Below are 19,675 nucleotides of genomic sequence, written 5' to 3'. Positions count from 1 at the left end.
CTTGGGTTAACGTGGCGCCTGCCCGCCACCGCCGTACACGCTTGAACCAACGCGACATCGCCAATCTCGGTCAGGTCTTCACCCCGCCCGCCATCGTCGAGCTCATGCTCGGCCTGCGGGCGAATCACGGCCGCATCCTCGAACCCTCCGCCGGTGCCGGCGCCTTCAGCGAGCGGCTGCCCGGCTGCGTGGCCATCGAGTTCGACCCGCGCGTCGCGCGCGCGCACATGCGCGTCGAGGACTTCTTCGCCTACCCGGCCAGCGAACGCTTCGACACCGTGATCGGCAATCCGCCCTACGTGCGCTTCCAGGACATTCCGCCGGCCACACGGGCGCGGCTGGACATGACCCACTTCGACGGGCGCAGCAACCTGTTCCTGTTCTTCATCGAGAAGGCCATCCGCCACCTCGACGTGGGCGGCGAGCTGATCTTCATCGTCCCGCGCGAGTTCATCAAGCTCACCGCGGCACGCAAGCTCAACCGCTGGCTGTTCGAGTGCGGCACCATCACCCACTGGATCGAGACCGGCGACACCCGCATCTTCGACGGCGCGGTGCCCAACTGCGCCATCTTCCGCTTCGAACGTGGCAACTTCAGCCGCCGCACGCTGCTGCGCACCCTCGACGAGGCGGCGTGGTCGACGCGCGAATTCGTCGAGATGGACGGCCAGCTCGCCTTCGCGCCGGAACCCATGAGCGTCCCGCTCGCCTCCCTGTTCACCGTCAAGGTGGGTGCCGTGTCCGGCGCCGACCGCCTGTTCGAGCATCCCGAGGGCAATGTGGACTTCGTCCATTCGAAGACCATCGACAGCGGCCACACCCGGCGCATGCTCTACAACCTGCGCCACCCGGCGCTGGATCCCCACAAAACCACCCTGCTGGCCCGGCGCATCAAACCCTTCGACGAATCCAACTGGTGGACCTGGGGACGGCACTATCCGGCGACCGATGCGCCCCGCATCTACGTGAACGCCCGCACCCGACGCGACGCTCCCTTCTTCCTCCACCCGGCCACCGCCTTCGACGGCGCCATCCTGGCGCTGTTTGCGCGCGACCCGGCCATGGATCTGGCCCACGCCGTGAGCCTGCTCAACACGGCCGTGCCCTGGGAAGCCCTCGGTTTCCGGGTCGACGGGCGCTACCTGTTCACCCAGCGCAGCCTGCAGACGCTGATGCTGCCGGCCAGCTTCTCGGCCCTCGCGACTGCGGCGTGAGCGGAACCTCGGCCCGCGCGCCCGATCGAACCTGAACCCTTTCGACAGCGGAGCCCCCATGATCGACCTCTACTACTGGACGACGCCGAACGGCCACAAGGTCACCCTGTTCCTCGAAGAAACCGGCCTGCCCTACCGCCTGCACCCGGTCAACATCGGCAAGGGCGAGCAGTTCGCCCCCGAGTTTCTCGCCATCGCGCCGAACAACCGCATCCCCGCCATCGTCGACCCGGCCCCTGCCGACGGCGGCGCGCCGATCTCGGTCTTCGAGTCGGGTGCCATCCTGCTCTACCTGGCGGACAAGACCGGCCAGTTCATTCCGGCCGATCTACGCGGCCGCACCGAGGTGCTGCAGTGGCTGTTCTGGCAGATGGGCGGGCTGGGCCCCATGGCCGGGCAGAACCACCACTTCGTCCAGTACGCGCCCGAGCGCATCGCCTACGCGATGGAGCGCTACGTGAAGGAAACCGCGCGCCTCTACGCCGTGCTCAACAAGCGCCTCGCCGACCGCGCCTTCGTCGCCGGCGCCGACTACAGCATCGCCGACATGGCCTGCTATCCCTGGATCGTGCCGTACGAACGCCAACAGCAGGATCTGGCCGACTTCCCCCACCTCAAGCGCTGGTTCGAGGCGATCGCCGAGCGCCCGGCCACGAAGCGCGCCTACGCGCTTGCCGAGACGGTGAATCGGGCGCCGGTGATGGATGAGGACGCCAAGCGCATCATGTTCGGCCAGGACGCCCGGACCGTCGACTCGCGCTGAGCGGCTGCGGCGGACCGCCGCAGCAATCCTTACGGATCATCCGTTCGTCGCATGCGCAGCGGTGTCATCCGTGTCGGAGTGCATTATCACGCGCTGATATTTCCCTTAAGATGCTCGCATGCGTGCCCTCGCGCGCAAGGCGTGCGTGCACCGCCCCGGCGCCGCACCGCATCATCACGGGAAACTGGCGCTCAATGCTCGACAACACGGGGATCTTCCTTCGCCTGTGCCGGCTCGTCCTGGCCGTCTTTTTGGTCCTGCCCGGAATCGCCTCGGCCTTCAGCCAGTCCACCGGCCCAAACGATCTGAGTGACGAGGAGCGCGCATTCCTGGCCCGCTCCGGCCCCATCGTCTTCATCAGCCAGACGGCGTATCCCCCCTTCGAATTCATCGACCACAACAGCGGCGCCCGCAAGGGCATGATGATCGAGCTGGCGACCTGGATCGGCACCGAGTACGGCTTTCATGCCGAGTTTGCCGACACCACCTTCATCGATGCCCAGCACGCGGTGCTCGACGGCCGCGCCGACGTGCTCACCAGCTTCTTCTACAGCGAAGCGCGCGACCGCCAGTTCGACTTCACCGACACCGTCTTCGACATCCCGGCGACCATCTTCGTAGCCGCCGAGCGCCCCGACATCACCGATCTGGCCGACCTGGACGGCAAGCGCATCGCCATGCAGCGCGGCGACTACGCGGAGGAATTTCTCAAATCGCGCGGCATCGGTGTCACCGTCGTACCGACGGCCTCGTTCGGCGCGGCCGTCGACGCGGTCCTGGCCGGTCGGGCCGATGCCCTCATCGGCGACGAACAGATCGTGCTGCATTACCTCTACAGCCATCAGCTCAACGCACGCATGAAGACGGTGGGCGAGCCCCTCTACGTGGGCCACAACGCCATGGCGGTCAGGGAGGGCAATCGGGTGCTGCGCTCGATTCTGGACAAGGGCGTGGCACGAGCGCGCCGCACCGGCGCGCTCGATCGCATCAGCTGGAAGTGGTCCGGCACCCACCTGCCCGGTCGCGGCATCGACTGGGCCGGCTACTGGCCCTATGCGGCAGCGGCCGCAGCGCTGGTGATGATGGCCCTGCTGTCCAACCTGCACCTGCGTCACGTGGTGCGCGCCAAGACGCGCCAGCTGCTGCGCAACCAGCTGCGCCTCGAAGGCATCATCCAGGGCACCCGGGCCGGCACCTGGGAGTGGCATCTGGCCACCGGTGAGGTCGTCATCAATCCGGTCTGGGCCGAGATGCTCGGCCACACGCCGGAATCCCTTGGCCCGATGAGCGCCGAGCGAATCAACGCGCTCATCCATCCGGACGATCGCGAGCGCTGCAGCACCCTGATGAACGAGCATCTGGCGGGCGACCTGGACCACTACGCCTGTGAAGTCCGGATGCGCCACAAGGACGGGCACTGGGTGTGGCTGCTTCAGCGGGGCCAGACCACCGAACGCGACGCCAACGGCCGCCCGCTCGTGGTCGCCGGCACCCAGATCGACGTGACCGGCAGCAAGCTGGCCCAGATCGAGCTGCAACTGACCGCGAGCGTGTTCGCCAATGCCCGCGAAGGCATCCTCATCACCGACGCCAGCGCCAACATCATCGACGTCAATCCCGCCTTCACCCGGGTGACCGGCTACAGCCGCGCCGAAGCCATCGGGCAGAACGTACGCATTCTCAAGTCCAACCGCCACGCCAGCGACTTCTACGAAACCCTGTGGACCCAACTGCGCGAGCACGGCTTCTGGGAAGGCGAGATCTGGAACCGGCGCAAATCCGGCGAGGTGTATCCGGAGATCCTCACCGTGTCGGGGGTCCGCGACGAAAAAGGACGGGTCTCGCACTTCGTGGCGGTGTTTTCGGACATCAGCCGCCAGAAGGAATACGAGCGCCAGCTCGAGCACCTCGCCTACTACGATCCACTGACCGGCCTGCCCAACCGCGTCCTGCTCGTCGATCGCCTCGCCCACGCCATGACCCGCGCCCGGCGTCGGGGCGTGCAGCTCGGGCTGGCCTATCTCGACCTGGACGGCTTCAAGGAGATCAACGACGCCCATGGACACGCCCTGGGCGATCGCGTTCTGGTCATCGTGGCCGGGCGACTCAAGAAGGCGCTGCGCGACGACGACACCGTTGCGCGCGTCGGTGGCGACGAATTCGTCATCGTGCTCTTCGATCCCCCCGCGACTCAACCACAGGAAACCGTCATCCGCCGCCTGCTGTCCGCCATCGCCGAACCCATCCATCTGGATCAGCGTACCTTCCACCTGTCGGGCAGCATCGGCCTGGTGCAGTACGGCGGCGACAGCGACCTGGACTCCGACCAGCTCATCCGCCAGGCCGATCAGGCCATGTACCAGGCCAAACAGGCCGGCAAGAACCGCTATCACCTGTTCGACGCCGAACAGGACCGCGCCGTACGCGGCCGCCACGAGGTGATCGCGCGGGTGCAGCGTGCCATCGCCGACAACGAATTCGTGCTTCACTACCAGCCCAAGGTCCGGATGCGCGACGGCGCCCTGATCGGCGCCGAGGCCCTGATCCGGTGGATGCACCCCGAACGCGGGCTGCTGGCGCCGGCCGAGTTCCTGCCCCACATCGACACCCACCGCACCGGCATCGAACTGGGCGAATGGGTCATCCAAACCGCGCTGAACCAGATCGCCGAATGGCGCGCCGCCGGGCTGGATCTGACACTCAGTGTCAACATCGCCGCGAGCCATCTGCAGCAGGCCGATTTCGTCAGCAGCCTGCGCGCCCTGCTCGCCGCCCATCCCGCGGTGCCGCCTCACCGGCTCGAGCTGGAGGTCCTGGAGACCAGCGCGCTCGAGGACGTGGAGCTGATCAGCGAGGTCATTGGCGCCTGCGCCGAGCTCGGCGTACGTTTCGCCCTCGACGATTTCGGCACCGGATACTCGAGTCTCACCTACCTGAAGCGCCTGCCCGTGGACGTGCTCAAGATCGACCAGAGCTTCGTGCGCGACATGCTTCACGATCCGGGCGACCTGTCGATTCTCGAAGGCGTGCTCGGTCTGGCCCGTGCCTTCCATCGCGAGGTGATCGCCGAGGGCGTGGAAACCGAGGCCCATGGCAAGCTGCTGCTCCAGCTCGGTTGCGAACTCGGCCAGGGCTACGGCATCGCACGGCCCATGCCGGCCGAAGCCCTTGAGCGCTGGGCCGGCCAATGGCGCGCGCCGGCGGCATGGACGCACACCGGACGCCTACCCCAGGAAGATGTGGAACTGCTCTACGCGGCCTCGGAACACCGGGCCTGGCTGGAACGCTTCGCGGCCTATGCGCTCGACCGCGGCCTGACACCGCCCGAGACCGACCACCACCGGTGTCGCTTCGGCCGCTGGCTGGACAAACGCCGCGGTAGCGGCCGCAACGGCACCGCCTTCGAGACCCTCGACACCATCCATCGCTCGCTCCATGCCATCAGCAGCGAGCTGATCCGCCCCGACAGCGGCGGCGATCTCGACGGCGAGCCGGCCATGGCCCGCCTGCATGCCTGCTCCCAGGAACTGCTCGAGCAGCTGCAGACCCTGATCGACGCCCGGGCCAGCCTCGGGATCGACACGACCGCCCAGCCCGACCAACGGCAGTCGAAACCCGAGCCGGCGCGCTAGCGGTCGTCGAGCATCAGCCGCATCGGGCGCATGGTCGACATCCGGAATCCACGTTGGGTATAAAAGCCCTGCGCAGCCAGGTTGTCATGGTCGGTCAGCAGGGTTACACGCCGGCATCCGTGCGCGCGTGCCGCCCCGATCGCCGCCTCCACCAGCGCGGTCCCCACGCCGCGGGCGCGCCAGTCGGGGGCGACGATGAGATCCTCGAACAGCGCCACCGGCGCGCCCAGTGCGGTGGACAGGCTCCACAACAGATTGACCATCCCGACCACCCGGGTCGGCGTGCGGGCAACCAGGATCACGCCACGCGCAGGATCGTCCACGATGGCCGCAAGGCCGCGCGCCTGCGTCTGCGGATCTGGGGTGAATTCATGTTCCTGGGCAAACAGCTGTCCAAGCAGCCGGCTCAGTTCGGGGATGTCCCCCGGTTCCGCGGGGGTGATGCTCACGCCATCGGCCATGATGCGAACTCCGGTTCGAGTCGGGCAAAACGCCATTTTCTCACCGCCGCGCCCTTGCCGCGGGACAAGAAAAACCCCGCACCGGCGAGCCGATGCGGGGTTCGTTACCAGTGGACCGAGAACGTCAGGCAGGCTGCGGCCAGACGAAATCAGGCCGCAGGGCCTCGTACACCGGACGGCCATCGCTCGGCCGTGCCTCCCCGGAAGCCGGATCGTAGAACGCATGATAGGTCGCGGGCATGCCCTGCGGATCGAAGCCCATCAGGTTCGGCACGATCACGCGGATGCGGTGCTGCTTGTCATCGAGCATGATCGGCGTGCCGCAGGTCGCGCAGGTGCACAACTCGAGCGGTCCGTCGGGGTTCTGGTCGTTGAAGGGCTGACGTTTCAGCCCTGCCGGGTTGTCCACTTCCACGTCGCGGTAGTTGTAGAACACCACGTGGGTGGTCGGCTGTCCGGTGACGCGTTTGCACACCGAGCAGTGGCAGGTGTGATTGTCGATCGGACCGCCGTGCAGGTGCGTGTGCACATGCTGGCATCCGCCAGTCTGGTTGCTTGCCATGTTTCATGTCTCCTTTATGACATTTTCGAGGTGCCGGCCCCGCGTAGACCGCGTCCTCCTTCGCAAGCTGCTGCGGAGGCAAGCTCTCTAAAGATAGGAAAACCCCATGGGTTCGGCAAGGCCATGAATGCACGAATGCCGCGCGCCCATGCATCCCCGATGTCATGGACCATGCCCCCCTGACGACACCCGGTCGGGGGCGTTGAAGCGGCACCGATGGGGCGCACGACCGGAGAGGGTGAAGCGCGCCGCTGCCCCCTTGATCCACAACGCCGCCGGCGCCCCCGCCAGGCTGCCCACGTACCGCGCACCGGAGGCGGAACGGGCCTGATCCAGAAACAGCACCCGATCGCCCCACCGCATCACGGCATGCGGCGTCACCGAATTGACGAAGCTCACCGAGATGGCTGCGTCGAGGCCGCCGCAATCGAGCCGCCACGGTCCCAGGCTGATACCGGCCTCGTCCTGCGCTCTTGCGCCGACGTAACCTTCGCGCAGTTCATGGATGCGCAGGACATAGGCCTCGCGCACGCAGGCCGTCAGGTCCGCGGCCTTCCAGCAATCGTCCCGCCCCTTGATCCAGCCGCGCTGCATGACCTTCAGCGTCTGCCGCCGCTCGGAGGAAAGCGACGATCCGCGCAGCGCGAGGCGATACACCCGGTTCAGCTCCCGATCGAGGGCGGCCAGGTCGGGGTCGGCGCAGACCCGTCGTGGCGCGTCCCGGTCCACCTTCGTGCAATCGAAGGCCGGACCGGCGGCCCTCGCCGGCACCTGCGCGACAATCGCGCCGAGTGCCATGAGCCCGGCAAACCCCAAGCGACCTCCACACACCGATCCCTTCATGACGTCCTCCACAACGCACACCCCGGCTCGAAGGCATCTTACCCGAGCGCGCATGCGGAACCGGAGGCACACCGCACCGGTCCATTCAGCACCGGACACGACAAAGCTGGCCACCGAGCCAGCGTCGAGCGGGCAACTTGCCCGACGCCGCCCGGGCAAGGCCCCGTTGTGCAACGGGGCCCCGGCGGTCACCATACGAACAAGGCGGTCACCCAGACCCGCCGCTAGGAGAGACATGACATGAAACACCTGTTGATCGGATTGATCGCCGCCCTTTCACTCACCACGGCCGCCCAGGCCCGCTCGCTCGACGAGGTGCGCAGCTCCGGCACCCTGACCGTCGCGATCTACAACGACTTCGCCCCGTTCTCGGACGACGCCAAGGGCATCGACGTGGACATCGCCCGGGCGCTCGGGGAGAAGCTCGGGGTGAAGGTCTCCTTCCTGCCTTTCGACGCCGACGAGAGCATGGACGACGATCTGCGCAACATGGTGTGGAAAGGCACGGTGCTGGGCTACGGCCCCGCCGACATGATGATGCACGTGCCCACCGAGGCGGCCTTCGCCAACCGCAACGACAAGGTCGCCATCTTCGGCACCTACTTCCGCGACACCCTGCAGATCGCCCGCAACCTCGAACGCCTCCCCGAACTGCGCGACATGGCGGTGCTCGACAAGGAACCGGTGGGCGTCGAAGCCGACTCCCTCGGCTCGATGATCCTCGGCTCCCCCTACGGTGGCCACCGCGTCGCCGACCTGCACCATTACGTCAAGCTCGAGGAAGCCTTCGCCGACCTCAAGGCCGGCAAGCTCAGCGCAGTGATGGCCCTGGGCAGCCAGGCCGAAGCGGCCATGGGCAAGGAATCCGGTTTCCGCGTCGCCATGGCGCCGCTGCCGGGTCGTGTCCCCCCGGGCGGCTGGAGCTTCGGCCTCGCGGTCAAGTCGGACTACACCCAGCTGGCCGACGCGCTCAAGCAGGCCATGGCCACGCTCGAGTCGGACGGCACCCTGGACCGCATCTTCACCGCCCACGGAGTGAAACGCCTGGCCCCCTGACGCATGCCCCGCGCGGCCGGCCTTCGCGGGCCCGGCCGCCACGGGCGACAATCCGGTCTATGGTGTGGACATGACGCCGGCGTGACCTGTCGGCGTCCGCTCACCGGAGGCCCGCCATGTCGCCCCACCCATCCCGGTTGTTCACCCCGATCCGCATCGGCTCGCTGGAACTGCCCGCCCGCCTGTTCAAGACCGCCACCGCGGAGACCCGCGCCACCGCCGACGGCTACGTCACCGATGCGCTGGTCGCCTTCTACCGCCTGCTCGCCCGCGGCGAGACCCCGCTCATCATCACCGGCAACATCTACGTGAGCCGTCAGGGCAAGTCGGCCCCGCGCCAGACCGGCGCCGACGATGACGACAAGATCCCGGGGCTGGCGCGGATCCCCGAGGCGGTCCATGCCCACGGCGGGCGCATCTTCGCCCAGCTCAACCATTGCGGCCGTCAGGTGGTGCCCGACTTCGTCGGCGCCACCGACGTGGTGTCGGCCTCCGCCACCAAGGATCTGCTCACCGGCACCCAACCGCGCGCTCTGAGCGAAGCGGAAATCGGGCAGATCGTCGAGGATTTCGGCGAGGCTGCCCGGCGCTGCCGCGAGGCCGGCTTCGACGGCGTGCAGATGCATTCGGCCAACGGCTACCTCATGAGCCAGTTCCTCACCCCCTACACCAATCGCCGCGGCGACGGCTACGGTGGCGAGCCGGAGGCGCGCACCCGCTTCGGCCGCGAAGTGCTGGCCGCCATCCGCGCCCGGGTGGGCGACGACTTCCCGGTCATCATCAAGATGAACGGCCATGACGACCTGCCCCTGCGCGCCGGCCTCAAGACCGACGCCCTGGCCGAGGCGGCGCACCGGTTCGAGGCCGCCGGCGTCGATGCGGTGGAAATCTCCGTCGGCCATTACGAATCGGGCTTTCCCATGGTGCGCGGCAGCTTCGAGCACTGCCTGCGCGCCATGGTCCAGGGCAGCATGGCCCACCTGCCCTTGTTCCGGCGCCACTTCATGCGCCTGTTCCGTCCCTTCGTGGCACTGGCGTGCAACCACCTGTGGCCGGGGCGCGAGGGGTTCAACCTGGATTACGCCCCGGCATTCAAGGGCAAACTGGGCATTCCGCTCATCTGCCTCGGCGGCTTTCGCACCCGCGCGGCCATGGAAGAGGCGATCGCCCGCGGCCTGTGCGACGCGGTCTCCGCCGGGCGACCGTTCCTGGCCGATCCGTTCTTCTTCGCCCACACCCGGGACGAGGTGCCCGGGCCCCGTTGTGTCGACTGCAACGCCTGCGTCGGTCATCTGGGCGCCCGGCCCGCCGATTGCTACCACCCCTACGTCCGTACCGAAAAGGCCGCCATGCTGGCGCGGATGGGCTTGGCGGCGGACGATGGGGGCGACGCCTGAATCGCCCGAATGGTGCATGCACGACCCCGCGATGCACCATCTTCGCGCGGCCACCGGGCATCAAGAGTGTAAATTTCCCCGACAAACAGGCCTCTGAGCTGGCGCGATCGTTGCTTTGTTGCAACGCAGCAACCCCACAGAGGCACAACAATGACATCCCATCGAAGTCGTCACATGCGGCTGTCCGGCGCCGAGCGGCGCTGGCTGCCCTGGTTCGGCCGCACCGGCAAGCTGGCCATGCGCTGGGCCACCTGGCTCAACCGCGATTCGGTCGACGTGCTCGAGCACACCTTCGACGGCGTCGCGCGTATCCGCGTCGGCCTGCTCCAGCGCTGGGCCACGAGCCAGTGGAATCATCTCGAAGCCCTGGCCGGGCAGCTGGCGGATCACTATCCGCAGATCGACCCGGCCCTGCTCGAGGACAAGCTCGCGCAGGCCGACGACTTCTCGGAGCTGTGCCTGGTCACGCCGGACGGCACGGTCACCCATTCGACCGCCGCCTCTCAGATCGGCACTCGCGCCAGCGACCCGCGTGCATTGGCCGAGGGCCTGAAGGCACCCTTCCTGCACGGCCCCTATGTCGATCCGGTAACCGAACGGCTGGGGCCGTCCAGCTCCCGCTTCCACGACCAGGTCACGCTGATGTTCCATCTGCCGCTGCAGGTGGACGGCGTCGTGGTGGCCTGCCTGTGCGGACGGGTGCCGAACGACGTGATCGGCGACCTGATCCAGCGCGAAGCCGGGCACATCTACCCGGAGTCGGGCGACAACTACGTGTTCATGGTCGAGTCGCGCTTCGATCCGGCGATCGCCCCGGGCACCGCGCTGTCGCGCTCGCGCTTCGAGGACGACACCTTCTCCCACGGCGAGAACCTCAAGAGCGGTGTCCACACCGACTACGGCACCGTCCAGATCCGCCAACACACCGAGTTCGAGATCGTGTTCAACGATCCGGCCACCGGCAAGCTGCACCCCGGCGTGCGCGAGACCATCCGCAACGGCGAGAACCTGTATGTGCTCTACCCGGGCTATTCCGACTACCGGCACATCCCGGTCATCGGCAAGGGCGTCACCTTCCAGCTGCCCGGCTCGCCCGACCGCTGGGGCATGATGTGCGAGGCCGACCTGGAAGAGGTCTACCGGCGCCGCTCGCTAAGCTACCGGCTCAGCCGCCTGCTGGTGGTGTGCATGGGGCTGGCCTTCGGCACCGGCGTGGCGGCGCAGACCCTGCTGCCGCTGCCGCCGCTGCTCGGCGAACTGGCCATGCTGGGCGCGCTGGCAGTGGGCGGGGTGTGCTTCCTGCGCTTCGGGCCGCGCCGCCTGGTGCAACGCCTCGACCGCCTCACCGACGTCATCCGCACCCTCGCCGAGGGCGAAGGCAACCTGCGCCAGCGCATCGACGCGCGCACCATGACCACCGACGAGACCGGCGATCTGGCGCGGTGGACCAACAGCTTCGTGGACAACCTCGACGCCATCGTCGGCCAGGTCATCCGCGCCGCCGACGGGGTGGAGAAGAACAGCAACACCATGCAGGCCCGCAACCGGGTCGCTCATCAGTCGGCCAGCAACGTCAGCGAGGCGATCGCCCACATGCTGGAACTGGTCTCGCAGCAACTGGAGGACATCGCCAATGCCTCGAGCACGGCCGAACAGATGCGCGCCGCCATGGAAAAGGTGGAGGCCGAAGCCCGCCAGCGCTTCGAGGCCGCGCGCGCCGGCACCGAGTCGATCCGCGGCGTGGTGGAAACCTCGGCGCAGCGCATGCAGGGGCTCAACCGCCGGACCAGCGAGATCGGCGACATCGTCAACGTGATCACCGAGATCACCCAGCAGACCAACCTGCTGGCGCTGAACGCAGCCATCGAGGCGGCCCGGGCCGGCGAGGCCGGGCGCGGCTTCGCGGTGGTGGCCGACGAAGTCCGGGGTCTGGCGGCACGCACCGAGGCGGCCGCCAAGGACATCGGCGACAAGATCGGTCGGATCCAGGTGGAAAGCCGCGACGCGGTGGCCTTCATGGAGAAGGGGGTCGAGGACGTGGACCAGAACCTGCGCCTGACCGAGGATGCCAGCAGCGACAACCGCGAGCTGTATGCCCTGGTCGAACGCATGTTCGCCATCATCAAGCACATCGACGACAACAGCCAGCGCAACGGCGACACCGCCAGCCGGGTCTCGCAGATCAGCGCCGACATGGCCCAGGCGATCCGCACCCTGCAGGTCAGTTCGGATCAGACCCGGATCACCGCCACCAAGCTGCAACAGCTGGTCGGCGCCTTCGAGGTCTCCATGGCATGACGGCGCGGGGGCGGCCCACGCCGCCCCCGTCATATGGCCGGAGTGCTTCCCAGCATGGCGACGGCGCCGCTCACCCCTTCGATCGCCATCTGCACGCCGATCACCGCCAGGATCAGCCCCATCAGGCGGGTCACGATCTTGAGGAAGTCCTCGCCGATGCGCGCCAGCAGGCGCTCGCCGAACACGAAGCACACATAGGTGATCGCGCACATCAGCGCGAACACCACGACCGTCACGGCCACGTCGCTCCAGCCTCCGGAGGCGGAGAAACTCATGGCGGTGGCGATGGTGCCCGGCCCGGCCAGGATCGGCACCGCCAGCGGCGAGATCGCCACATCCTCGGCGCTGGTATCGCTCCCTTCGTGCAGCGACGAGCCCTCACCATGCAGCATGTGGTAACCGATCACGAACACCAGGATGCCGCCGGCAATCCGCAGCGCCGGCAGGGTCACTCCGAAGAAATGGAAAATCGTCTTGCCCAGGGCGGCGAACACGAACACCACCGTGAAGGTCAGCAACAGCGATCTGCGCGCGATGCGCGCCTGCGCCGCCGAGCCCAGATCGCCCGTCAGCCCCACGAACACCGCCGTGTTCGCCAGTGGATTCATGATCGCGAAGAATCCGAAGAAGACCGTGATGAGGTGATTGATCCCGTCTGACATGTCCCTTTCCGTCACGAAAGTCATCGTGTGCCGCTGCGGCATGCACTGCGGCGCGGACACCATGGTCGCAGGAAACGGGCGTCGGCGCAGGACGCTCGATGCGGACAAGTTACCGCCGAACGTGAACGATCCTTGCCACATTCGCGCCGGCAAGTCATACAATCAGCCGCTGGCTTACCCTGCGCACCCGGCCTCGGCTGCGCCATTCGATGAACAAAACGCTGCTCCGAATCACCCGAACGGCATTGCGCCCCCTGTTCGACCGCCTCCCGGTGCGCTGGCGTTTTCGCGCCTACAGCCGGGCACTGCGCTGCGACACCCGGCTGCCGGACAGCATCGTCTTCAAGCTCGCCGAAACCCGCGACGAGCTCGAGGCCTGTTTTCGCCTGCTGCACGACGCCTATGTCGATGCCGGATTCATGGAACCGGACCCGTCAGGTCTGCGCGCCACGGTCTACCACGCCCTGCCCACCACCTCCACGCTGCTGTGCCGGCAAGGCGAGCGCGTGGTCGGCACCGTGTCCCTGATTCGCGAGAGCGCCATGGGCTTTCCCATGCAGCGCATCTTCGACCTGGCCGACATCCGCAAGACCGGCGGCAACGTCGCCGAGGTCTCCGCGCTGGCCATCGATCGCCGCTTCCGCTCCGCCAGCGGGCGCATCCTCCTGCCGCTGCTCAAGTTCATGTACGAGTACGCAACCCGGCAGTTCGACACCCGCCACCTGGTGATCGCGGTCAATCCGCGCCATATCGGCTTCTATGAAGCCATCATGTGCTTCCGCCGTCTCAGGCAGCACACCGTGGCCCATTACGACTTCGTCAACGGCGCACCCGCGGTCGGCGCCCACATCGACCTGCACACCGCGCTGTCCGCATTCCGGCGCCGCTACAACGACATGCCGCCGGAGAAGAACCTCTACCGCTACTTCAGCAGCAACGACCTGCCCAACACCATCTGGCCGCACAAGCGCTTTTTCACCACCACCGACCCGGTGATGACGCCGGCGCTCATCGACGACTTCTTCAACCAGCGCACCCAGGCCTTCGCCCGCCTGCGTCTGCGCGAACTGATGCTGCTGCACTCGATCTACGACCTGCCCGAATACAAGAGCGTGCTCCCGCCCGTGCCCGACGACGCCCCCCGCTCGGAGATGCGCCGGCGCACCCATCGCCGTTTCTCGGTCGTGTGCCCGGGCGAGTTCTCGACCCGCCAGTTCGGCATCCGGCGCAACTTCGAGATCACCGTGTTCGAATGCTCCGCCTCGGGGTTTCGCGCCCGCAGCGCCGCCAAGCTGCCCGCCGGGAGCACGGGCACGGTCATCATCGAGCTGGGCGAGGCCGACTGGTGCGTGATGCTCGTCACCGTGCTGCGCCTCGGCTCCCAGGACCGCCACATCGCGCTGTTGCGCATCGACCAGGACGACCTGGCCTGGCGCAAGTTCGTCAATGCGCTGGGCAAGGCACGCACCCACGGCGAGCTCGAGGAAGCCACGCGCTTTGTCTGAGTCCGCGGCGAAGCGCCCGTCCGCCCTTCCCCGTCCGGGGCCGGTTCTGTCATCATGAAACGTGTCGGAGCGCGCAAACGCCGCCCGCCCGCACCCTCGGGAGGAGACCATCCATGAAGGGCTTCCAGATCACCTTCTTCACGCAGCAGGACAAACGCCACAAGCACACGCCCATGGCCGAATGGCTCATGCTCACCGCGCGCGACCTGGGCCTGCGCGGCGCCACCATCGTGCCCGCGAGCGAAGGCTTCGGCCAGCACCGGCGCATTCATTCGGCCCACTTCTTCGAGCTGGCCGACCAGCCCCAGGAGGTAGTCATGACCGCCACCGAAGACGAGTGGGAACGCCTCCGGGCCCACCTGACGGCCGAAGGCCTCCGCCTCCCCTACGTCAAATGCCCGATCGAATTCGGCGTGCTGGGCGAGCCGGACGACTGACGCCAATGAAAACGGCCGCCCCGAAAGGCGGCCGTTCGACCCTGGGATCGGCGCATCAGGGCCGCGAGAGGGTCTCGAGGCTGCCGTAGGCCTTCGGATAGGTCACGATCCCCCAGGGCAGCTTGAACCCGCCGAGGTTGTCGACGCGCTTGTAGGTGTTCGCGTCGATCACCTCCACATCGTCGGAGCGGCCGCAGGCCACCAGCAGCTTGCTCTCGTCCGGCGTGTAGCTGAAATGCCAGCAGCGCTTGCCCACCGGCACCTCGGCCAGCTTGGCATGGCTGTGGCCGTCGAACACCTGGACCACGCCACCGCGGGCGGCGGCCACGATGATGTGCTTGCCGGTCTTGTCGAACGCCACGCCGTAGGGGCCCATGCCCGTCGGCACCGACTTGAGCACCTTGAAGTCCTGATCGAGCACCAGGAAGCTGTTCGAGTTTTCCATGGTGACGATGTAGTGCTTGCCGTCCGGCGAGAGCTTGATGCCACGCGGGCGGCTGCCGTCCTTGCTCAGGTCAACCGTCTTCACGAGCTTGCCGTCGGAGACGTTGTGCACCGTGATGGTGTCGTTGCCCTCGTTGGTGATGGCCAGCAGCTTGTGATCGGCGGAAAACTCGATGCCCTCGGTCTCCGGCGCGCCGACGATGGAGCGCACCAGCTTCCAGCTGTGCAGATCGATCTCGGCGATCTCACCCGGCGTCTTGTCATCGTCGTCGTCCTTGGCGTTCTTGCTCGGAGGGCCGCCCTTGGAACTCGGCTCGTAAGTCACGAAGGCGCGGGTACCATCCGGCGTCACGCGCAGGAACTCGGGGTTCTTGCCGATGTGCACCCGGCGCACCACCTTGTCGGTGGCCAGGTCGATCACCGACATGTCCGCCGTCTTCTGGTTGGCGGTCAGCAGATACTTGCCATCCGGCGTCACCGCCACGCCGCGCGGCCCGGTGCCGCCCACGTCGATCGTGCGTTCCACCTTCAGCGTGACCGGATCGAGCACGCTCACGCCGCCGCCCTGGTTGGTCACGTAAACGGCATCCGCCGCAAGTGCGGGTACGGCTGCCGATGCCAGAAGCGACACCGCCACCGCGGTCGCCGTTCGCACAAAACGCTTGTTCATCGAGTCTCCTTTGCTTCTTGTTCGAGTTGCAGATAGTCGGGCCCGGCGCGCCCGCTCACGGCACGTCCCGCCCAAAACCCAAGTCTCCCACGAATACGCGCCGCTTGCGCTGGCACGGCGCGCGGGGGCTGTCCACGCCCTCTTAAGGCACGACGCGCGCCGATGAGTTCCGCCGACCTTGCGCAACTGCGCCGATGCACCACACTGGCAGTATCGGCGCACGCCGCTGCGCGCCCTTCGAAGTGCCCCGATCCGATGAAGTCATCCGCATCCTCCATCCTCGCCTGCGTGCTCGCGCAGGCCCTCGCGACGCCCGCCGCGCTCGCGCAACCGCAGGAGACGACCGCCATGGCGCTCACGCTCAGCTCACCCGTCTTCGCCTCGGGCGCAGACATCCCCGCCCGATACACCTGTGAAGGCGACGACATCTCTCCGCCGCTGGCCTGGTCGGGCCTGCCGGCCGGCACGAAGAGCCTGGTGCTCATCGTCGACGACCCCGACGCCCCCGATCCGGCGGCGCCGAAGATGACCTGGGTCCATTGGGTGCTCTACAACATCCCGCCGAGCGCCAGCGGCCTGGGCGAAGCGGTCACGGCGCTGCCCGCGGGCACCCGCGCCGGGCTCAACGACTGGAAACGCCCCGGCTACGGCGGCCCCTGCCCGCCCATCGGCCGGCACCGCTATGTTCACAAGCTCTACGCGCTGGACACGGTGCTACCGGATCTGGGCACACCGACCAAGGCGGCGCTGGAGGCGCGCATCGCGCCGCACATCATCGAACGCACCGAGCTGGTCGGCACCTACCAGAAGGGCCGGTGAACGCCTGTGCTTGCGCCCGCCACCGCTTGCGTCTAGCCTGATCGCACACGCATTCCGGGAGTCCCTGATGGATGCGATCGTGATGGTGAAATATGACGACGGCCAGGGGTTCGACAGCGTCTACGGGCCGGGGCGGGACCCCGGCGAAGCCATTGCGGGCAGGATCACTGGCTACCTGTTCGCCGGCCCCGCGGCTGGAGAAGGCGACCCTGGTGATCCCGCCCTTCCGCCTCCCCCAGCTGGGCCAGTGCTTCATCCATCGGGAGACACTGCGCATCGACCTCACGCGGCTGGCACCGGACCGCTACCGGATCATGGTGGTGCAGAACTTCTGGATCGAGGACACGAACCCTGAGCTGGACGAGTGCATCGCCGCCCTCTTCCTCGCGCGGCGCCGACGCGACGGGCAGTGGGAGGCGGCGGAGAACTGGCCGGTGGAGTGCCGCTCGATCGCACTGCTCGGCTGGCTCGATCTGACCGACCCCGAGCAGCCGCGGCTCGTGCCCGCGCCGTCATGCTGACCAACACCACCCGGCGCCGCTTCGACGTCATCGAAGTGACCAACGAGATGCCCACCCACCGCATGGGCGGCGTCGGCACGGTCATGGAGAGCCTGATGAGCGGCCTGCGCGCCGAGGGTGTGCGCCCGCTGTGGTTCGTCACCGACCACGCCTACCGGCCCGCGCAGCTCGAGGCGCTGCTGGCACGCTTCCCCGACGTGGCGATCGGCAGCGCCGATGACCTCGATGCCTTCCACGCACCGCTGCTGCATGTGCACAGCTACCAGCAGAACCCGGCGCTCCACGCCCGCCTGTGCCGCCGCCGCACGATCTACACGGTGCATTCGCTGCTCGCCTTCGAGGAGTCCTCCAACGGGGTCGAGCTGAACGGCGCGGTGCAAGGCCAGGAAGCCATGATCGCGCTGGCCCGCTGCGTGGTGCTGCTGTCCGAATCGGAACGCGCCAAGTACCGCGCGCTCGGCTACGAGGCGCTCAACCCGCGGGTGCGCGTGATCCACAACGGCGTGGGCTGCGCGGCGCCGTACCGCGCCCCGCGCGGCAAGCGCGTGCTCGGCTTTTGCGGGCGCCTGGTGCCGCGCAAGCATCCGGAATACGTGCAGTGGATGCTCACCGAGCCGGGCTTCGAGACGCGCCGCGTGCTCATCGCCGGGCGCGGCTTCAGCCCCTACGCGCGCGACCTGCTCGAGCGTCACGCGCTGGGCGAACGGGTGCGCTTCCTGGGCTGGTGCGCCGGTGCCCGCCTGGAGGCCTTCTTCGACGCCATCGACATGCTCGCCGTGCCGACCATCTACGAGCCCTTCGGCCTGGTCGCGCTGGAGGCCGCCGCGCGCGGCATTCCGGTGGTGTGTCCGCGCACCGACGGCCTGGTGGACGTGCTCGGCGAGCACGCCTTTCATTGCGAAGACACCAGCTACGAGGCGTTTCGCGCCGCCATGTACCGCTGGGACGCCGCCACGCCCGAGGCGCTGGCCGCCGTGAGCGCTGGCGCCCGCGCACGCTACCTCGCCGCGTTCACCGATGTGGCCATGGCACGGCGCTACCGCGCCCTGTTCGGCGAACTCACGGCGACTGCGGCGTGGCCGCAATCTCGTCCACCAGGCAGCGGAAACCGAAGTCCCGCACCGTATCCGCCGGGGTGAAGAAGCCCCGGTTGGAGATGCGCATCTCCACCGGAATCGACGCCCACGAGCCGCCCCGCACCACCCGCTTGTGCAGTGTGTCCACATACACCTCCGGATCCTCGGTGGGCTCGCGCGACGACCGCCCCTGATACACCTCCGGGTCGTACCAGTCGGCGATCCACTCCCACACATTGCCGACCATGTCCACCAGGTTGAAGCCGTTGGGCGCGAAATGCCCCACCGGCGAACTGGAACCCGCCCAGTCGTGGTTATCGACGTAGTTGGCATCGGTCGGACCGAGGATGTCGCCCCAGGGATAGAGTCGGTCCGCCTGCCCGCCGCGGGCCGCGTACTCCCACTGCGCCTCGCTGGGCAGCCGGCCGCCGACCCAGGCGCAATAGGCGCGCGCCTGCGCCCAGGTGACGTTGGTGACCGGATGATCGAGGTTGGACCAGCCCGGGTTGTGCTTGGGCGCCGGCGGCATCGACAGCCCACAGGCGAGCACGAAGCGCTTGTAGGCCGCCACCGTGACCGGCCCGCGCGACAGCCAGAAGCCGCGTGTGAGGCGCACCGGGTGGCGCGGTTTCTCGTCGTCGTAGCGCTCGTCGGTGAGGCCGTCGCCCGGCACCCGCCCCATGAAGAAGTCGCCCGGCGGAATCCACACGTAATCGAGCTGATCCTGCGCATGCACCCGCACCGTCCCGGCCGCCAGACCCGCCGACTGCGCCAGGCTGGCGCGGCGCGCGTCCATCGCCCCGCGCAGGCGCTCGATCAGCGTTCCGACGTCCTGGTGAAAGCTCAGGTGATGGACCGGATGCGCCTGCAGCGACGACAGCCGCGCCAGCTCCGGCGGCAAGGCCTCCGGCGGCGGCAGCGACGCCTCGTCCACCAGCAACGGAATCACCCGCACGCCCCGGGTAAGCGCCGCGCCGATCTCGAGCCGCACCCAGTCGTCCGGCTTGTCGAGGCGGCGCCGCCCGTAGCCGTCGGCGGCCGTCAGCCAGCGCTTGCCGATGACCACCAGGCAGGCCTCGCAGGCGTGCAGGGTGGTGTCGATCACGCGGGTGAAATCCTCGCCGGCGGCGATGCGCTCGACGTCCATGAACACCCGTGTGTCGGGAAACTCGCGTTCGAGCCGGTCGTACAGGCGCCCGGCATGGCCGGCGCTGTCGTCGCGGCGATAACTGATGAAGATTCCGGCCATGGCGGTTCCCGGCGCGGGGCAGAGATTTCAACTTAGACCATGGCGCACCGATCCGTCTGCCCGCAC

At 67.9% G+C, this 19,675-nt stretch carries 17 protein-coding genes; 11 read left to right on the top strand and 6 right to left on the bottom strand.

The genetic code is table 11. From position 1 onward, the window contains the following. The first annotated feature begins 41 nt into the window (after positions 1 to 41). From G3580_RS08545 to G3580_RS08535, 3 genes are all read left to right on the top strand, one after another. Positions 42 to 1,214, top strand: a complete 1,173-nt coding sequence (locus tag G3580_RS08545; protein WP_323848004.1) for a class I SAM-dependent methyltransferase — start codon at positions 42 to 44, stop codon at positions 1,212 to 1,214. 58 nt (positions 1,215 to 1,272) lie between these two features. Next, positions 1,273 to 1,977, top strand: a complete 705-nt coding sequence (locus G3580_RS08540) for a glutathione binding-like protein (protein WP_173764852.1) — start codon at positions 1,273 to 1,275, stop codon at positions 1,975 to 1,977. 194 nt (positions 1,978 to 2,171) lie between these two features. After that, positions 2,172 to 5,609 carry an EAL domain-containing protein gene (locus G3580_RS08535; protein ID WP_173764851.1) on the top strand — a complete coding sequence of 1,146 codons (3,438 nt, stop codon included), beginning with the start codon at positions 2,172 to 2,174 and terminating at the stop codon, positions 5,607 to 5,609. Here G3580_RS08535 and G3580_RS08530 read toward each other — a convergent pair. The 3 genes from G3580_RS08530 to G3580_RS08520 all read right to left on the bottom strand — a co-directional run bounded on the left by G3580_RS08530 (position 5,606) and on the right by G3580_RS08520 (position 7,475). Further along, a complete protein-coding gene (locus G3580_RS08530) occupies positions 5,606 to 6,070 on the bottom strand; it encodes a GNAT family N-acetyltransferase (protein ID WP_173764850.1) in 465 nt (154 codons plus the stop codon). The two genes, G3580_RS08535 and G3580_RS08530, sit on opposite strands and share 4 nt — an antisense overlap. A 124-nt stretch (positions 6,071 to 6,194) precedes the next feature. Continuing rightward, positions 6,195 to 6,632: a GFA family protein gene (locus G3580_RS08525; protein ID WP_173764849.1), complete on the bottom strand. Its 438-nt coding sequence runs from the start codon at positions 6,630 to 6,632 to the stop codon at positions 6,195 to 6,197. 162 nt (positions 6,633 to 6,794) lie between these two features. Further along, positions 6,795 to 7,475, bottom strand: coding sequence for an MliC family protein (locus G3580_RS08520; protein ID WP_173764848.1), 681 nt, complete (start codon positions 7,473 to 7,475; stop codon positions 6,795 to 6,797). Between the two features lie 240 nt (positions 7,476 to 7,715). Between G3580_RS08520 and G3580_RS08515 the strand changes: the two genes are divergently transcribed. The 3 genes from G3580_RS08515 (at position 7,716) to G3580_RS08505 (ending at position 12,226) form a co-directional block, all read left to right on the top strand. Further along, on the top strand, positions 7,716 to 8,531 hold the full coding sequence (locus G3580_RS08515; RefSeq protein ID WP_173764847.1) for a substrate-binding periplasmic protein: 816 nt from the start codon (positions 7,716 to 7,718) through the stop codon (positions 8,529 to 8,531). Between the two features lie 116 nt (positions 8,532 to 8,647). Then, positions 8,648 to 9,928: an oxidoreductase gene (locus tag G3580_RS08510; protein WP_173764846.1), complete on the top strand. Its 1,281-nt coding sequence runs from the start codon at positions 8,648 to 8,650 to the stop codon at positions 9,926 to 9,928. Between the two features lie 174 nt (positions 9,929 to 10,102). Beyond that, positions 10,103 to 12,226: a methyl-accepting chemotaxis protein gene (locus G3580_RS08505; RefSeq protein ID WP_228720816.1), complete on the top strand. Its 2,124-nt coding sequence runs from the start codon at positions 10,103 to 10,105 to the stop codon at positions 12,224 to 12,226. A gap of 29 nt (positions 12,227 to 12,255) precedes the next feature. Here the strand turns inward: G3580_RS08505 and G3580_RS08500 are convergent, their stop codons facing one another. Next, on the bottom strand, positions 12,256 to 12,888 hold the full coding sequence (locus tag G3580_RS08500) for a MarC family protein (RefSeq protein ID WP_173764844.1): 633 nt from the start codon (positions 12,886 to 12,888) through the stop codon (positions 12,256 to 12,258). Positions 12,889 to 13,097: 209 nt separating this feature from the next. On the opposite strand from G3580_RS08500, the gene G3580_RS08495 reads away from it, so the two are divergent. Together G3580_RS08495 and G3580_RS08490 are read left to right on the top strand one after the other, a co-directional pair. Further along, positions 13,098 to 14,393, top strand: coding sequence for an N-acyl amino acid synthase FeeM domain-containing protein (locus G3580_RS08495; RefSeq protein ID WP_173764843.1), 1,296 nt, complete (start codon positions 13,098 to 13,100; stop codon positions 14,391 to 14,393). 113 nt (positions 14,394 to 14,506) lie between these two features. Beyond that, positions 14,507 to 14,830 carry a DUF190 domain-containing protein gene (locus G3580_RS08490; RefSeq protein ID WP_173764842.1) on the top strand — a complete coding sequence of 108 codons (324 nt, stop codon included), beginning with the start codon at positions 14,507 to 14,509 and terminating at the stop codon, positions 14,828 to 14,830. A 55-nt stretch (positions 14,831 to 14,885) separates the two neighbouring features. On the opposite strand, the gene G3580_RS08485 is transcribed toward G3580_RS08490, so the two are convergent. Further along, positions 14,886 to 15,944 carry a YVTN family beta-propeller repeat protein gene (locus G3580_RS08485; protein ID WP_173764841.1) on the bottom strand — a complete coding sequence of 353 codons (1,059 nt, stop codon included), beginning with the start codon at positions 15,942 to 15,944 and terminating at the stop codon, positions 14,886 to 14,888. A 255-nt stretch (positions 15,945 to 16,199) separates the two neighbouring features. Here G3580_RS08485 and G3580_RS08480 point away from each other — a divergent pair, with 255 nt between their 5' ends. The 3 genes from G3580_RS08480 to G3580_RS08470 all read left to right on the top strand — a co-directional run bounded on the left by G3580_RS08480 (position 16,200) and on the right by G3580_RS08470 (position 18,423). Next, positions 16,200 to 16,763 (top strand): YbhB/YbcL family Raf kinase inhibitor-like protein, encoded by a 564-nt coding sequence (locus tag G3580_RS08480; protein ID WP_228720815.1) that lies wholly within the window; start codon positions 16,200 to 16,202, stop codon positions 16,761 to 16,763. 152 nt (positions 16,764 to 16,915) lie between these two features. Next, positions 16,916 to 17,284: a hypothetical protein gene (locus G3580_RS08475; protein ID WP_173764840.1), complete on the top strand. Its 369-nt coding sequence runs from the start codon at positions 16,916 to 16,918 to the stop codon at positions 17,282 to 17,284. Further along, on the top strand, positions 17,278 to 18,423 hold the full coding sequence (locus G3580_RS08470; RefSeq protein ID WP_173764839.1) for a glycosyltransferase family 4 protein: 1,146 nt from the start codon (positions 17,278 to 17,280) through the stop codon (positions 18,421 to 18,423). Before G3580_RS08475 ends, G3580_RS08470 begins: the two co-directional genes overlap by 7 nt. On the opposite strand, the gene G3580_RS08465 is transcribed toward G3580_RS08470, so the two are convergent. Beyond that, positions 18,344 to 19,609, bottom strand: coding sequence for an SUMF1/EgtB/PvdO family nonheme iron enzyme (locus tag G3580_RS08465; RefSeq protein ID WP_173764838.1), 1,266 nt, complete (start codon positions 19,607 to 19,609; stop codon positions 18,344 to 18,346). The genes G3580_RS08470 and G3580_RS08465 overlap by 80 nt on opposite strands. Between the last annotated feature and the right edge of the window lie 66 nt (positions 19,610 to 19,675).

It is taken from the genome of Nitrogeniibacter mangrovi, from assembly GCF_010983895.1.
In the GTDB taxonomy this organism is placed as follows: Bacteria; Pseudomonadota; Gammaproteobacteria; order Burkholderiales; family Rhodocyclaceae; genus Nitrogeniibacter; species Nitrogeniibacter mangrovi.
This window is presented reverse-complemented; position numbering and strand designations above follow the sequence as displayed.

Bases quoted from the DNA above. Each gene is read 5' to 3' on its own strand.
- G3580_RS08505 (WP_228720816.1), top strand. From the start codon at position 10,103: ATGCGGCTGTCCGGCGCCGAGCGGCGCTGGCTGCCCTGGTTCGGCCGC.
- G3580_RS08490 (WP_173764842.1), top strand. From the start codon at position 14,507: ATGAAGGGCTTCCAGATCACCTTCTTCACGCAGCAGGACAAACGCCAC.
- G3580_RS08540 (WP_173764852.1), top strand. From the start codon at position 1,273: ATGATCGACCTCTACTACTGGACGACGCCGAACGGCCACAAGGTCACC.
- G3580_RS08480 (WP_228720815.1), top strand. From the start codon at position 16,200: ATGAAGTCATCCGCATCCTCCATCCTCGCCTGCGTGCTCGCGCAGGCC.
- G3580_RS08535 (WP_173764851.1), top strand. From the start codon at position 2,172: ATGCTCGACAACACGGGGATCTTCCTTCGCCTGTGCCGGCTCGTCCTG.
- G3580_RS08485 (WP_173764841.1), bottom strand. From the start codon at position 15,944: ATGAACAAGCGTTTTGTGCGAACGGCGACCGCGGTGGCGGTGTCGCTT.
- G3580_RS08520 (WP_173764848.1), bottom strand. From the start codon at position 7,475: ATGAAGGGATCGGTGTGTGGAGGTCGCTTGGGGTTTGCCGGGCTCATG.
- G3580_RS08525 (WP_173764849.1), bottom strand. From the start codon at position 6,632: ATGGCAAGCAACCAGACTGGCGGATGCCAGCATGTGCACACGCACCTG.
- G3580_RS08465 (WP_173764838.1), bottom strand. From the start codon at position 19,609: ATGGCCGGAATCTTCATCAGTTATCGCCGCGACGACAGCGCCGGCCAT.
- G3580_RS08495 (WP_173764843.1), top strand. From the start codon at position 13,098: ATGAACAAAACGCTGCTCCGAATCACCCGAACGGCATTGCGCCCCCTG.
- G3580_RS08515 (WP_173764847.1), top strand. From the start codon at position 7,716: ATGAAACACCTGTTGATCGGATTGATCGCCGCCCTTTCACTCACCACG.
- G3580_RS08530 (WP_173764850.1), bottom strand. From the start codon at position 6,070: ATGGCCGATGGCGTGAGCATCACCCCCGCGGAACCGGGGGACATCCCC.
- G3580_RS08510 (WP_173764846.1), top strand. From the start codon at position 8,648: ATGTCGCCCCACCCATCCCGGTTGTTCACCCCGATCCGCATCGGCTCG.
- G3580_RS08500 (WP_173764844.1), bottom strand. From the start codon at position 12,888: ATGTCAGACGGGATCAATCACCTCATCACGGTCTTCTTCGGATTCTTC.
- G3580_RS08470 (WP_173764839.1), top strand. From the start codon at position 17,278: ATGCTGACCAACACCACCCGGCGCCGCTTCGACGTCATCGAAGTGACC.